Source organism: Amycolatopsis panacis (genome assembly GCF_003600245.1).
Taxonomy (GTDB): domain Bacteria; phylum Actinomycetota; class Actinomycetes; order Mycobacteriales; family Pseudonocardiaceae; genus Amycolatopsis; species Amycolatopsis sulphurea.
In genome coordinates this window covers 201,905-215,211 of the sequence record NZ_QZFV01000065.1, presented here as the reverse complement: position 1 = coordinate 215,211, position 13,307 = coordinate 201,905, and the positions used below count along the sequence as shown (strand labels likewise).

At 70.4% G+C, this 13,307-nt stretch carries 12 protein-coding genes; 1 reads left to right on the top strand and 11 read right to left on the bottom strand.

Going from position 1 to position 13,307, the window contains the following annotated elements; genetic code table 11:
* Window positions 1–51: 51 nt before the first annotated feature.
* Genes D5S19_RS07955 through D5S19_RS07935 form a run of 5 tightly spaced genes read right to left on the bottom strand, consistent with a single transcriptional unit; the run spans window position 52 to window position 4,281 of the window.
* Window positions 52–399 (bottom strand): VOC family protein, encoded by a 348-nt coding sequence (locus tag D5S19_RS07955; RefSeq protein ID WP_120022659.1) that lies wholly within the window; start codon window positions 397–399, stop codon window positions 52–54.
* Window positions 400–442: 43 nt separating this feature from the next.
* On the bottom strand, window positions 443–1,195 hold the full coding sequence (locus D5S19_RS07950; protein WP_120022658.1) for a succinate dehydrogenase/fumarate reductase iron-sulfur subunit: 753 nt from the start codon (window positions 1,193–1,195) through the stop codon (window positions 443–445).
* Window positions 1,192–3,111, bottom strand: a complete 1,920-nt coding sequence (locus D5S19_RS07945; RefSeq protein WP_120022657.1) for a fumarate reductase/succinate dehydrogenase flavoprotein subunit — start codon at window positions 3,109–3,111, stop codon at window positions 1,192–1,194. The genes D5S19_RS07950 and D5S19_RS07945 overlap by 4 nt, the downstream gene beginning before the upstream one ends.
* Before the next feature lie 55 nt (window positions 3,112–3,166).
* Window positions 3,167–3,997, bottom strand: coding sequence for a hypothetical protein (locus tag D5S19_RS07940; protein ID WP_120022656.1), 831 nt, complete (start codon window positions 3,995–3,997; stop codon window positions 3,167–3,169).
* The gene (locus D5S19_RS07935; RefSeq protein ID WP_098510474.1) at window positions 3,994–4,281 is read right to left on the bottom strand and encodes a hypothetical protein; all 288 of its coding nucleotides are present in this window, start codon (window positions 4,279–4,281) and stop codon (window positions 3,994–3,996) included. Before D5S19_RS07935 ends, D5S19_RS07940 begins: the two co-directional genes overlap by 4 nt.
* Window positions 4,282–5,091: 810 nt before the next feature.
* Here D5S19_RS07935 and D5S19_RS07925 point away from each other — a divergent pair.
* Entirely contained in the window at window positions 5,092–5,985 is an 894-nt protein-coding gene (locus D5S19_RS07925) for an AfsR/SARP family transcriptional regulator (RefSeq protein ID WP_120022654.1), read from the top strand.
* Here the strand turns inward: D5S19_RS07925 and D5S19_RS07920 are convergent.
* From D5S19_RS07920 to D5S19_RS32375, 6 genes are all read right to left on the bottom strand, one after another.
* The gene (locus D5S19_RS07920; protein ID WP_098510477.1) at window positions 5,982–6,629 is read right to left on the bottom strand and encodes a response regulator; all 648 of its coding nucleotides are present in this window, start codon (window positions 6,627–6,629) and stop codon (window positions 5,982–5,984) included. The genes D5S19_RS07925 and D5S19_RS07920 overlap by 4 nt on opposite strands.
* Window positions 6,626–7,765 (bottom strand): sensor histidine kinase, encoded by a 1,140-nt coding sequence (locus tag D5S19_RS07915; RefSeq protein ID WP_120022653.1) that lies wholly within the window; start codon window positions 7,763–7,765, stop codon window positions 6,626–6,628. The genes D5S19_RS07920 and D5S19_RS07915 overlap by 4 nt, the downstream gene beginning before the upstream one ends.
* A 47-nt stretch (window positions 7,766–7,812) precedes the next feature.
* Entirely contained in the window at window positions 7,813–9,015 is a 1,203-nt protein-coding gene (locus D5S19_RS07910; RefSeq protein WP_120022652.1) for a cytochrome P450, read from the bottom strand.
* Complete coding sequence (locus tag D5S19_RS07905) at window positions 9,012–9,617, bottom strand: flavoprotein (protein ID WP_158605506.1); 606 nt, start codon at window positions 9,615–9,617, stop codon at window positions 9,012–9,014. Before D5S19_RS07905 ends, D5S19_RS07910 begins: the two co-directional genes overlap by 4 nt.
* Before the next feature lie 82 nt (window positions 9,618–9,699).
* Entirely contained in the window at window positions 9,700–12,999 is a 3,300-nt protein-coding gene (locus D5S19_RS07900) for a type 2 lanthipeptide synthetase LanM family protein (protein WP_147397355.1), read from the bottom strand.
* Between the two features lie 71 nt (window positions 13,000–13,070).
* The gene (locus D5S19_RS32375) at window positions 13,071–13,229 is read right to left on the bottom strand and encodes a hypothetical protein (RefSeq protein WP_170069648.1); all 159 of its coding nucleotides are present in this window, start codon (window positions 13,227–13,229) and stop codon (window positions 13,071–13,073) included.
* Between the last annotated feature and the right edge of the window lie 78 nt (window positions 13,230–13,307).

Here is a 13,307-nt window from a genome sequence, read left to right as displayed (position 1 = left end):
ATCAAAGTTCCCGGTCGATGGCGCACACGAGATCGAGAATGCCGGCCGGGATCAGCGCCCGGCGGCCCGCGGATGCTTCGGCTCATAAAGCGGCACGGTGGTGCCGCTGGGCAATCGAATCCGTGCGATCGTGCCCCACCTCGCGTACTGCACATCCCCGTCGATCGCGGCGCCCTTCGCGGCCAGCTCGGTGAGCGTCCCGTCGAGATCGGAGCACATCAGGTAAAGCTCCTGGGCAGGAGCGTCGGCCGGGTGCACCGCCACCTCGGCCGGGGGCAGCTCGAAGATCAGCCAGCCGTCCCCGGCGTCGACGTGCCCGAACCCCAGCACATCCCGCAGGAACGCCCGGTCGGCATCCGGATCCCGGCTGTAGATGATCACGTGCGCACCGTCGATCACGACGCCTCCGGCCCTCGCGCCTGCACGATCGCGCGCGCCCGGTTCACCGAGTGCGCCGGAACAGCTTGTCCCCGAGCCACACGATCGGATCGTACTTGCGGTCGGCCACCCGTTCCTTCATCGGGATCAGCGCGTTGTCGGTGATGTGGATGCCTTCCGGGCACACCTCGGTGCAGCACTTGGTGATGTTGCAGAAGCCGAGCCCGTGCTCGTCCTGCGCGGCGTCGCGCCGGTCGGCCGCGTCGAGCGGGTGCATCTCCAGCTCCGCGATGCGCATCAGGTACCGCGGCCCGGCGAAGTTCTCCTTGTTCTCCTCGTGATCGCGGACCACGTGGCAGGTGTTCTGGCACAGATAGCACTCGATGCACTTGCGGAACTCCTGCGAACGTTCGACGTCCACCTGCCGCATCCGGTACTCGCCCGGCCCCAGGCCCGCCGGCGGGGTGAACGACGGGATCTCGCGGGCCTTGGTGTAGTTGAACGACACGTCGGTCACCAGGTCGCGGATCACCGGGAAGGCACGCAACGGCGTCACGGTGATCACCTCGTCCTCGGCGAAGGTGGACATCCGTGTCATGCACAACAGTCGCGGCCTGCCGTTGATCTCCGCCGAGCAGGATCCGCACTTGCCCGCCTTGCAGTTCCAGCGCACCGCCAGATCGGCGGCCTGGGTGGCCTGCAGCCGGTGGATGATGTCGAGGACCACCTCGCCCTCGTTCACCTCGACCCGGTAGTCCCGCAGGTCGCCGCCGGCCTCGTCGCCCCGCCAGACGCGGAAGCTCGCCTGGTAGCTCATGCCGTCCTCCCCGGATGCCCGGCCAGCTCGGCCTCGGTGAAGTACTTGCCCAGCTCGTCCAGCTCGAACAGCTCCAGCAGGTCCGCGCGCAGCGGGAGCTGTTCCTGTTCGGCCACCTCGACCCCGGGGATCACCGGATCCGGCCCGGCCACCGCGGAGCAGACCAGCAGCTTGTGCCGCCATTCGGCGTCCATGCCCGGGTAGTCGTCGCGGGTGTGCCCGCCGCGGCTCTCCGTGCGCAGCAGCGCCGCGCGGGCCACGCATTCACTGACCAGCAGCATGTTGCGCAGGTCGACGGCGAGGTGCCAGCCGGGGTTGAACTGCCGGTGCCCCTCCACGGTGACCCGCTTCATCCGTTCCCGGATCTCGCCGAGTTTCGCCAGTGCCTCCCGGATCTCCGGCGCCCGGCGGATGATGCCGACCAGATCGTTCATCGACTGCTGCAGTTCGGTGTGCAGCGAGTACGGATTCTCCGCGGCGCCTTCGGCGGGCGGGTCGAACGGAGCCAGCGCGGTCTTCGCCGCGGAGTCCACATCGGACTCGGCGACCTTCGGCCGCGCCGCACCCAGTCCGTCCACATAGGACGCGGCGCCGAGTCCCGCGCGGCGGCCGAACACCAGCAGGTCCGACAGCGAGTTCCCGCCGAGCCGGTTGGACCCGTGCATGCCGCCGGAGCATTCGCCCGCGGCGAACAGCCCGGGTACGCTCGCCGCCCCGGTGTCCGGGTCGACCTCCACCCCGCCCATCACGTAGTGGCAGGTCGGGCCGACCTCCATCGCCTCCTTGGTGATGTCCACGTCGGCGAGTTCCTTGAACTGGTGGTACATCGAGGGCAGCCGGCGCCGGATCTCCTCGGCGGGCAGCCGGCTGGCGATGTCCAGGAACACCCCGCCGTGCGGCGAACCCCGGCCCTCCTTGACCTCGGAGTTGATCGCCCGGGCCACCTCGTCGCGCGGCAACAGGTCCGGCGTGCGGCGGTTGTTGTCCGTGTCGGCGTACCAGCGGTCGGCCTCTTCCTCGCTGTCCGCGTACTGGCCCTTGAACACCTCCGGCACGTACCCGAACATGAACCGCTGGTTCTCGGCGTTCTTCAGCACACCACCGTCGCCACGTACGCCCTCGGTGACCAGGATGCCCTTCACACTCGGCGGCCAGACCATCCCGGTGGGGTGAAACTGCACGAACTCCATGTTGATCAGCTTCGCGCCCGCGCGCAGGGCCAGCGCGTGCCCGTCGCCGGTGTACTCCCACGAGTTCGAAGTGACCTTGAAAGACTTCCCGATGCCACCGGTCGCGAGCACCACCGCGGGCGCCTCGAAGAGCACGAACCGGCCGCTCTCCCGCCAATAGCCGAACGCGCCCGCGACCGCGCCGCCGTCGAGCAGCAGCTCGGTGACCGTGCACTCGGCGAACACCCGGATCCGGGCTTCGTAATCACCGGAGGACTTGAAGTCCTCCTGTTGCAGCGAAACGATTTTCTGCTGCATGGTGCGGATCAGTTCGAGCCCGGTCCGGTCCCCCACGTGCGCGAGCCGCGGGTAGGTGTGCCCGCCGAAGTTGCGCTGGCTGATCCGGCCGTCGGCGGTGCGATCGAACAGCGCGCCGTAGGTCTCCAGCTCCCAGACGCGGTCCGGCGCCTCCTTCGCGTGCAGCTCCGCCATCCGCCAGTTGTTGAGGAACTTCCCGCCACGCATGGTGTCGCGGAAGTGCACCTGCCAGTTGTCGTTCGGGTTCGCGTTGCCCATCGACGCCGCGCAGCCGCCCTCGGCCATCACCGTGTGCGCCTTGCCGAACAGCGATTTGCACACCACCGCCACCCGCAGGCCGCGTTCGCGCGCCTCGATCACCGCGCGCAGACCGGCGCCGCCGGCACCGATCACCACCACGTCGTAGCTGTGCCGTTCGACCTCGGTCATGAAGTGAGCCACCTCGAAGCTGGGGGGTCTTGACTGCGAAGGGAGGGAGCGGAGGCTAGCCGACGAACCGCGGATCCGCGATCGCGCCGCTGGAGACCAGCAGCACGTACAGATCGGTCAGCACGAGCGTGCCGAGCGTGATCCAGGCGAGCGTCTGGTGCCGGGTGTTCAGCTTGGTCACCCGCGTCCAGATCCAGTACCGGACGGGATGCCGGGAGAAATGCTTGAGCCGCCCGCCGGTGACATGCCGGCACGAATGGCAGGACAGCGTGTAGGCCCAGAGCAGCACCACGTTCGCGACCAGGATCAGGTTGCCCAGCCCGAAACCGAACCCGCTGGGACTGTGGAAGGCCATGATCGCGTCGTAGGTGTTCACCAGCGACACGAGCACCGCGACGTAGAAGAAGTACCGGTGCACGTTCTGCACGATCAGCGGCAGCCGGGTCTCCCCGGTGTAGCGCGCGTGCGGCTCGGCCACCGCGCACGCGGGCGGCGAGAACCACACCGAGCGGTAATAGGCCTTGCGGTAGTAGTAGCAGGTCAGCCGGAAGCCGAGCAGGAACGGCAGCACCAGCGTGCCGAGCGGGAGCCAGCTGGGAAAGTCGCCGAACCAGTGCCCGAAGTGGCTCGATCCCTCGACGCACGAAGTGGAGACACAGGGCGAGTAGAACGGCGTCAGGTAGTGGTAATCCGGCACCCAGTACGCGGTACGCACGAAGGCCCGGATCGTCGCGTAGACGATGAAAGTGGCCAGCCCCAGCACAGTCAGCAGCGGCTGCAACCACCACCGGTCGGTGCGCAGCGTGCGCTCGGCCAGGCGCGCCCGCCCCGGGGAGCGGACGCCGGTACCGGCCCGGCTGACGTCTTCGTCAGCGGGCGCGCTCACCGCTGATCGCGCTTGTAGCCGCCGACGCCTTCGTCATCGGCGCCGCTCCACAGCGCCGGGTCGTACGGGGTGTCCGGGACGGGTACCCGCTCCGCGGGTTTCGCCTGCACGGGGACCGCCTGCGGATGGTCGTCGAGTTCGGCGGTGTCGATGTCGAGCCGTTCGACGTCGTTGGCCAGCCGCCGCACCGCCGAAGCGTCGCCGTATCGGGAGCGCAGGGCGCCCACGCACTGCCGTAACTGGCCGATGGTGCGTCGCAGTTCGGAGAGTTCTGTGGTGGACATCGATAGCCTCCCTGGTGGGTGGGGCCGTGCAGTGCGGGCCGAGGAATCACCTCGTCCCTCACGACTCTGCCTCGCGTCGCGCTGTGTGACAAGTAGCACATTTGCCGGAGTGTTGCCGGGCGAGCGGGACTACTGGGGTGGGGCGCAGATAGGGGCCGCCGACAGGGGTTGCCGACGCCTTCCGGACCTGTGTGCGAGGTGAGCGAGCCAAGGCATTGATGTGACACACATCACTCACGAGTGCCGACCGCTTCGCCGCGAAGCCTCACGGATACGCATGGTGACCACTTGGTGACGGCGCTCGCCGGTGAGCCGCCGGAGGGCCGGCCGAAAACTGCGACTCGATGCCGAGGTCGCCGGACCACGGGGAGGCCTATGGATTATTCCACGATGACGAACTGCCTTCGCCATTACTTATGATTCTTTCGGGAACAAAAACACCTGAACGGATCATTCGTTGATCACTGATCTTTGAGTAATCTCGATTCAGTGCGCTGAGGGGGCAGTGCGACACCCGTACCGCTCCCTGGTCGACGGTCGGCCTGCGCCGTTGGGGGGCGATGTCGTGGTCTTCACGATTTTCTCGATGCCCGGACGCACCGACGCGGTGGAGCACGCCCGCGAGATCGGAAATCCGCCGAGGACCCGCCAGGAAAGCAGACTGCCGGGGATCTCTGCCGCCGGGCGGTAAAGCGCGGCGGGATCCGCAGGAAAACCAGTCTGCGAGCACAACCCAGCCATCCGTGCGAAGTTCCGGCTCGGGGCCGGTCCCGGCGACCGGGCGGGACGAGGGGAGCGCGTCTGATTCGCATGTCCAGTACCGAAAGTTGTCAGATCGACATACCCGTCCCGGCCATCCCGTCCGGTTCCGGCGAGCTGGGATTTCCGGCCACGCACGCGCCGGCGGTGATCCGGCTGTCCGGCTCGGTGGAGGTGGCCGGTGGCGGCACCGTCCAGCCCATCCGGCCGGGCGCGCTGCGCGCCGTGTTCGTCGCGCTGGTGCTCGAAAACGGCCGCTACGTGTGCCGCCAGCGGCTGCTCGATCTCCTGTGGGACGAGTGCCCGCGGTCGGCGCCGGTCAACCTGCGCGGGTACATCTCCCGGCTGCGCCACGATCTCGCCGCCATCGATCCGGTGCTCGGCGAGTCACTGGTGACACTCAAGGGCGCGGGCTGCCACTACGCGCTGCAGATCCCGGACGCCGCGGTGGACGTCCGGCATTTCCAGCACCACGCCGAACACGGTGATCAGCAGCGAAGAGCCGGTGACCGCCGGGGTGCGGCGCGGCATTTCCGCGCCGCGCTGTCCGCGTGGCGCGGCCCGCTGGGCCCCGGATGCGCCGGGTCGAGACGGCTGGACGCCCTGTTCGAGACCTACCACGAGCGGTGCCTCACGGTGCGCGAACGATACGCCGAATCCCTGCTCCAGCTGGGTCATACGCTGGAGCTGGTACCCGGTCTCCGGGAGTTGCTGCGCAGCGCGCCGTTGCGGGAAGGGGCCTGGTGCCTGCTCCTGCGCGTGACCTACCTCGGCGGGGATCTCGACGCCACCATGGGTGCGTGGCACGAGGCCGTCGCCACCCTGGCCGACCACGGTCTCGACCCCTCCGCGGAGATGGTCCGGCTGCACCTGGCGATCCTCCGCCGCGACGACGCGGCGATCCGGAATCCGTGCCACATCCCGGGTAGCCGGGCGCCCCGTTAGCGCGGATCGTCCACCAGGTTGTTCCGCCAGGCCCAGACGGCGACCTCGACCCGATTGCGGGCGCCGATCTTCTGCTGCGCCGTGGTCAGGTGCCCTTTCACCGTCGAGAGAGAAAGGTGGATTTCCGCGCAGATCTCGGTATTGCTGAGCCCCTTTCCGGCCGCCGCGACGATTTCGCGTTCCCGTTCGGTCAGCACGTCCGGGCCCGGCCCGGCGCCCGATCGAATACCTTTCAGTTTCGTCAGCAGGGTGAGCGTGATCTGCGGGGAGAGCAACGCGTCCCCGCGCACGGCCGCGCGTACCCCGGCGATCAGCAGCTCGGGTTCGGAATGCTTGAGAATGAAACCGAGCGCCCCGTTGGTCAGCGCCTCGGTGACGTAGGACTCCAGATCGAAGGTGGTCAGGATGACCACCTTCGGCGCGGCGGGCAGCTCGGTGAGCCGGCGGGTCAGGGTCAGCCCGTCGAGCCGGGGCATCTGGATGTCCACCAGACACACGTCCGGCTGAGTCTGCTTGGCCAGCCGCAGCGCCTCCACCCCGTCCCCCGCCTCGGCCACGACCTGGAGATCCTCGTGGCTGTCGAGGATGAACCGGAATCCCGCGCGCACGAGTTCCTGGTCGTCGGCCAGCAGGATCCTGATCACGGCCTGCGCACCGGCAGCATCGCCTCGACCTCCCAGCCGGTGTCCGACCGGCCCGCGTGCAGCTCGCCTCCGTGCAGCTGCGCACGCTCGACCATGCCGACGATGCCGTATCCCCGGCGCCGCTCCGGGCGGCCCCGCGTGCCCGGCGCCCCGTCGTCGCGCACCCGCACGCAAAGCCGTCCGGCGCCGGTGACAGCGATTTCGACGACGGCCCGGGTGGCGTCCCGCGCGTGCCGGCTGACGTTGGTGAGCGATTCGGTGACGATGCGCAGCGCGGAACTCTGCAGCTCGCCCGGCAGCCGTTCGGGCAGATCGATCCGCACGTCCACCGGCACCGCGCAGCGTCCGGCGGCCTGCGCCACGGCGTCGGCGAGATCGGTGCTGCCCGGGCTGTCCTCGAACCGCAGGGTCTGGACGAGCTGACGGGTCGCTTCGAGCGCCGCCGTGCCTTCGCGCACGATCAGCTCGACGAACGGCGAACCGGTCCCGTCGTCCCGGTTCGCCCAGCGCTGCGCGTTCGCGGTGACCACGATGCTGGTCACGTGGTGCGCCACCACGTCGTGCACCTCGCGGGCCATCGCCAGCCGCTCCGCCTGACGGGCCGCGGCGACCTCCGCGGCGGCGGCTCTGGCCCGATCGGCGACCCGGCCGCGCAGGAACAGCCCGCCGAGCACGCTGCCCGCGCACAACGCCAGCCCGAATCCGGTGAGTTCGACCGGGCGGATACCGGCGGCCACCCCGAGCATGCCGAACTGCACGCCCGACGCCGCGATCAGCACCGCGGCCGCGCCCCCGGCGGCCGCGGCCGGATTCGAGCCGATCACCTCGGCCGCGACGACCACGAGACTGGCCAGGCTGGCGACGTGCAGGCCCACCGAGCCGTGTTCGACGCTGGTGAGCAGCGCACTGCCGATGATCACGGCCAGCGCGGCGAGGATCGCGACGCGCTGCGGATGCAGCACCGAGAGCACGGCGAGCACACAGGTGACGAGCATCTGCGTGACCGCGATGAAAGTGCCCGCGGTCCAGGAGCTGGTGCCCGTGAGGTCGGCCGCGATCAGGACCAGCAGCACCACCGCGACCGGCCACTGGCGACGCACCAGCGTGGCCGCCGTCGCGCTCAGCTCACCCGTCACCGCAGTGCTTTCCCTCCGTCCCCGGCCCGGCGGGACTGCCTCTCGCGTCACCAGGTGACCGGCAGCTTCCGCGCTCCGTAGACTACCGCGTACGGAGAGTACTCGGGTTCGGCGGCGACCGGCGCGAGTCCGGGGAATCGGCGGAACAGCCGTGGCAGAGCCGTTTCCAGCTGTGTCCGGGCCAGTGGCGCGCCAAGGCAGTGGTGCAAGCCGTGCCCGAATGCGACGTGTGTCGCCCGGCCGCGCCGGATGTCGAGCCGGTCCGGATCCGGGGTGTACGCGGGATCGCGGTTGGCCGCCGGCAGCGAGCACAGGACGAGGCTCCCCTTGGGCACGGTGGTGTTCTGCAGCCGGATCTCCGCGGTGGTCAGCCGCAGTGTCGCCGAATGGACGACCGACAGCCAGCGCAGCAGCTCCTCCACCGCGGGCCGGACGGCCGCCGGGTCGTCCCGGACGAGTGCCAGCTGGTCGGGATGCCATAGCAGGGCCTGGGTGCCGAGCGCGAGCATGCTCGCCGTGGTCTCGTGTCCGGCGACCAGCACCAGCGTGGCGATGCCGGTCAGCTCGTCGCGGGTGAGTTCGTCCGGATGGTCGCGGACCAGCCTGCCCAGGATGTCCTCGCCCGGTGCGGCCAGCGCCGCCGCGGCCAGCGAGGCCATGTACTCCCGGTTCTCCCGCGCCGCTGCCAGCCGGCTCCCGGTTTCCAACGAGACGTCGAACAGGCGGCCCGAGCGGGCCTGGAACTCCGCGCGGTCGGCTTCCGGAACGGCGAACAGCTCGCAGATCACGAGCAGCGGGATCGGCATCGCGAACTCCGTGACCAGGTCCGCCGGCCGGCCCGCGGCGGCCAGCGCGTCCAGCCGGGCGTCCACGATTATCTCGATGCGCGGCCGCAGATCCCGCATCCGGGCCTGGGTGAATTCCCTGGCCAGCAACCGGCGCAGCCGGGTGTGCTCCGGCGGGTCCTGCACCAGGATGTTGCCCGCCCTGGCCCGGGCGAGCTGCTCGGGCGAGGCCGGCTCGGCGCCGCGCCTGCGCGAGAAGTCGGCGGCGTTGCTGAACCGGGTGCTGTCCCCGAGCACCGCGCGCACGTCCTCGTACCGGGTGACGAGGAAGGCCGGCTGCCCGAACTCGGTGTCCACAGTGGACAGCTCGGCCCGCGCGCGGCAGGCGTGGAGTTCCGGCACCGGGTCGACCCCGCACCGCCGCATGTGCATCGGCATGTCCGGCATTCCGTGCTGGTCGGTCATCCTTGGCCCCGTTCCGCCAGCAGCGCCGTGACGAGCGGGAGCAGTTCACCGAACGGGCAGGGCGCGCCGACGTTGTCCGCCCCCGTCCGCATGCTGTACCCGGCTCGCGGCTCGGCGATGCGGATGTGCGGCCGGGTTTCGAGGCGCTGCCGGTGATCCCGGTAGGCGGCGCTTTCGAAACCGCCCGGCGGCAGCGAAGGCGCCAGCACGATCGGCGCGGTGGTGCATTGCAGCGCCAGCATGACCGGGGTGTCGCACTGGCCCAGCGCCAGCCTCGACAGGAAGTGCAGCGTCGCCGGGTAGACGAGGATCACGGTGGCCCACTGCGCGATGTCCACGTGATCCGGGTTCAGCGGCTCGTCCGTCCCCCATTCGTCGACGAAGGCCTTGCGCCCGGTCACCGCGGTGAGCGTGGTCCTCGTCAGGAAACGCAGGCTCTGGCGGGTGAGCGCGATCCGGATCGGCCCGCCGCCGGTGAGCGCCTCCAGCTCCAGCACCCCCGCGGGCAGCGCGGAGACGGCGGGCGCTCCGGTACCGATCACCAGGAACCGTTGCCCGGCAAGATGATCGGCGATCTCCGGGGGTGGCTCGGGCCGGGTCACCGACGCGCTCCGACCGGGCGCGGTCCCCGGCACCGCGGCGCCGGACGGTGCCGACGGCGGCAGCCGGGTAGTGGAGTGGTCATCACCGAACCTCCTTCGGACGCGGCCCACGGCCGCGTCGCGGCTCCCGGAAAAGGCTGTGAAGGGTCCCTTCACGGTCCCTGAGGCTGTGAAGGGACCCTTCACAGCTTTCGGCAGGGGTAGGCGCAGCCGGCCGCGCCGCACCCTCCGCGAGCCACAAAGGCGAGGGGACCCGCCCCGGCCACGCGGCTCGCAGCAGGGTCAGGCAGACCCCCGCCTTGCCCATCATCAGGCCGGGCACGTTGGTGCCGCTGACCTTGCCGAAGGTGAACCCCTCCGCCCGGATCCCGGTGCACAGGCCGCTCAGCAGGAGCGCACGGTGCCGGGCCGCGAGATCGGCCGCCGGGTCGCCGTCGAGCACCTGCGCGGCGAGCGTGAGGAACTCGATCGAGCCGGCGGTGCCGTGGCACAAGGACTGACCGGGCAGCGCACCCGCCTCGGCGACCGCGGTCACCGCCGCCGCGGCTTCCTCCCGGAACCGTTGTTCGCCGGTGATCCGGTAGGCCAGCAGGCGCGAGATCCCGATTCCGGTCGCGCCGTGGCACCACAGCGTCGGGTGCCGCTGGCCGCTGCCGGTATTGTCCGGGAAATCGCGCAGATCCCGCCACACCGGACGGCCGGGAATCCGGAGCGACGCGTCGTAGGTGAGGCCCCGCAGGCCCAGTTCGGTGGCGGACGGGTCGTCGAACCGGGCGCCCGCGCGCAGCAGCGCCCAGCCGATTCCGGCGCTGCCGTGGGAAAATCCACCGAGCAACGGGTCACCGGGGCGAGGCGCCCAGCCGACACCACCACCGGCAGGCACGGCCAGCTCCCCGAGCCGTTCCACGCACGCCGCGGCCAGCTTCGCCAGCGTCGCCTGCTCGGTCTCCGTGCGGGTCTCCAGTGCGGCTGTGACCGCGAGGCAGCCCGCGACGCCGGAGATCAGGTCCGGTGACGTAGTGGTCCGGACCGCGTCGTGCAGACGTCCGGCGACGGCCGCCACCAGCACGCGATGCGCGTCGTCTGCCGTGCACCGGCCCACTTGGTCCACTGTGTACAGTGCGCCGGCCAGCCCGGCGTAGGCGCCGAGCGGAAGGCTGCCGCCGGACTCGGCGAAGCGCGTCAGCTCGGCGAGGACCGGCTGTAGTGCCCGCCGGCCGAGGTCGGCATGGCGAGCGGACCCGGTGAGCGCCGCGGCGTGCGTGTAGACGAGCGCCATGCCGGCGAGCCCGTCGTAGAGCGAGGTAGACAGCGGCTTGAAGGTGAGGGATTCGTCGGCGGCCCCGTCCAGGCCGATGCCGATCCAGGTGACGTCGTCCCGGCCGGTCAGCGCGCCTTCCGCCAAGTGGTCCAGACCTGCTTCGGCCAGCTCGGCCACCGAGGTGCCCCCGGCCGACGGCACCGTTTCCCCCAAAGCGGGCGGGCAACCCGGGAGCGCGGACAGCGAGTCGGCGATGATCTGCAGCTGGACCGCGCGATGCGTACCGCCGAGCCCGGCCAGGGTCCGCTCCACGTGGCGGATCGGCGGCTCGGCCCAGTAATCCGGGGCCACCACGGTGTTCTCGGCCCGCAGATGCCGGGAATCGGCCCGGCAGGTGAAGCTGGGGATGTCGCCGGCGAGCAGCTGACGGCGTTCGGACTCGACCACCGGCGCCAGCGACGGCCGGTCGCGCACCGCGGTCCACAGCTTGTCGAGCAGCTCGTCCTGGTCCTTGCCGTCCCGCAGATAACGCGGGTGCCGGGCTTCGTAGAGGAACAGGTCGTAGCGCCGGGTGTTGCGCAGAACCACCCGGATCGGCGTCGAGGCGAATTCCCCGACCAGCGCGGCGAACACGTCCCGGTGCGCGGCGATGGCGTCGTAGGCCTCGGTGAAGCCGGACAGGATCGCCGGCGCGTGCGGCCCTGGCGTCGCCGGCACGCCGGCCACGGTGGGCCGCCCGGACGACTCGCCGAGTTCACGATGACGTGCCTCGATCGCGGGCTCGTCGGTGAACGCGCCGGTGAGCCAGGGCAGCGGACGGGCCGAGCGGCATCGTCCCCCTCCGCCGATCGCGCTGAAGTCCGCCCCGGGGCTGACCCCGTCACCGAATGCCCGCTGCGGCAGCATCGCCGTGGCGAGCACACTGCGCCCCAGCAGGTCCACGGCCCGGTCGTAGGCGCCGGTGGCCTCGGGGCCAGGGGTGTCCGGCGGCTGGAAGACAGTCTCCAGATCGATCGGCACCGGCTGGTCGGCGGCCGCGATGAGATTGCCGGTGTGCAGATCGGTGGTGCCGAACACGTGCAGCACGGCCAGTACCGCGCCGAGCCGGTGGTAGAAGCGGTCGAGCGCGGCAGGTTCCGCGGCGTCCTTCCTCGCCACGTGTTCGCACCAGCCGTATCCGGGACGGGCCAGCACCTTCGCGGCACGCAACCCCGATCCGGTCAGTCCATTGAGGACTTCGACGGCGCGGGCGTAGAGCTGCTCGGGCTCGACCGGCCGCGGCTTGTAGACCAGCCGGGTGCCGTCCTGGAATTCCAGCAGGCTCGCCGTCCGGCCGTGATGATGCCGGTCCCCCAGGCCCGGCCGGATCGCGACCAGCGGGCCCGCGTCCACCGGCAGCAGCTCCGTCTCACGCAACAGGACGTGGTCCTGATCGAATCGGCGCAGCGTCTCACGACTCGACTCCACCCAGGTGCGGCCCGCTTCGACGAGCATCCGGCCGAGCACCGGATATCGGCGCCAGAGCCCGGCGAGATAGCCCGGATCGGCCAGGATCCGGGTGTCGTAGTCGAGGTAGCGATCCCGTGAGGTGGCACCGCGAAGCAGCCCGACCTCCCGGAACCGGTGCACCTCGGTGATCAACGGCCGGTGCACCACCGTGACGAGCAGGTCGTCCAGATCCACGGCCAACGCCCCGAGCACCGTGGGCGCACAGGAATGCTTCAGCGGCGACCGGCGCAGCTCGACAGCGAGCCGCTCCGCATAGTGATCGGAGATCGGGCGGACCACGCCGGCGAACAGCAGCTCGTCGTAGGTTTCCCCGTACAGCCGGGTCTTTCGCGGTTCGTCCCGGGAGAACGGCTTCGCGGCCAGCGCGGCGCGCAACTCGCCCGGCCAGTCGGGCACCGTGTCCGCGGCGCGATAACTCACCGCGGTGATGAGCGTGGCGAACGATTCCGCGGTGTGCCCGGCCGCGCTGAGGCGCCGGTGAAAAGTCTTTTCGTCGAGATACGCGGAATCCTGCCACCGGCGCATTTCCCCGGGATCGGGTTCGGCACCGTCCCCGGGCACGGCGATCCGCTCATGCAGAAAACTCGACCTTGCCACGCTTCCGGGAATCACCGGTGTTCTCCCTTCTCCGAGGCCGGCCCGGGCGGACGGGCCCGGGCCGGCCGGCGCATTCCTGATGCGGATCAGCAGTTGCACTCCGCAGTGAGGGTGCAGATGAAGCCGCTGCTCAGCAGCGACGGCGTGCGGGTCTCCCGCAGCTCGTCCGCGGCCAGTTCACCGAAGCCGGCGCCGGCCCGGTCGGCGAACTGCTCACCCGTGTCGGCAAAGGAAATCTCGTTCATCTGAGTTTCTCCGTTCCCTCTCGGTATCGCCCGGCGGCATTGCCGGGCTCATTCCACGGTAAGGAGCGGAAGTACAGC

Excerpts from the sequence above, each read along its gene's own strand:
- D5S19_RS07925 (WP_120022654.1), top strand. The coding sequence starts at position 5,092 with ATGTCCAGTACCGAAAGTTGTCAGATCGACATACCCGTCCCGGCCATC.
- D5S19_RS07935 (WP_098510474.1), bottom strand. The coding sequence starts at position 4,281 with ATGTCCACCACAGAACTCTCCGAACTGCGACGCACCATCGGCCAGTTA.
- D5S19_RS07910 (WP_120022652.1), bottom strand. The coding sequence starts at position 9,015 with ATGACCGACCAGCACGGAATGCCGGACATGCCGATGCACATGCGGCGG.
- D5S19_RS07945 (WP_120022657.1), bottom strand. The coding sequence starts at position 3,111 with ATGACCGAGGTCGAACGGCACAGCTACGACGTGGTGGTGATCGGTGCC.
- D5S19_RS32375 (WP_170069648.1), bottom strand. The coding sequence starts at position 13,229 with ATGAACGAGATTTCCTTTGCCGACACGGGTGAGCAGTTCGCCGACCGG.
- D5S19_RS07950 (WP_120022658.1), bottom strand. The coding sequence starts at position 1,195 with ATGAGCTACCAGGCGAGCTTCCGCGTCTGGCGGGGCGACGAGGCCGGC.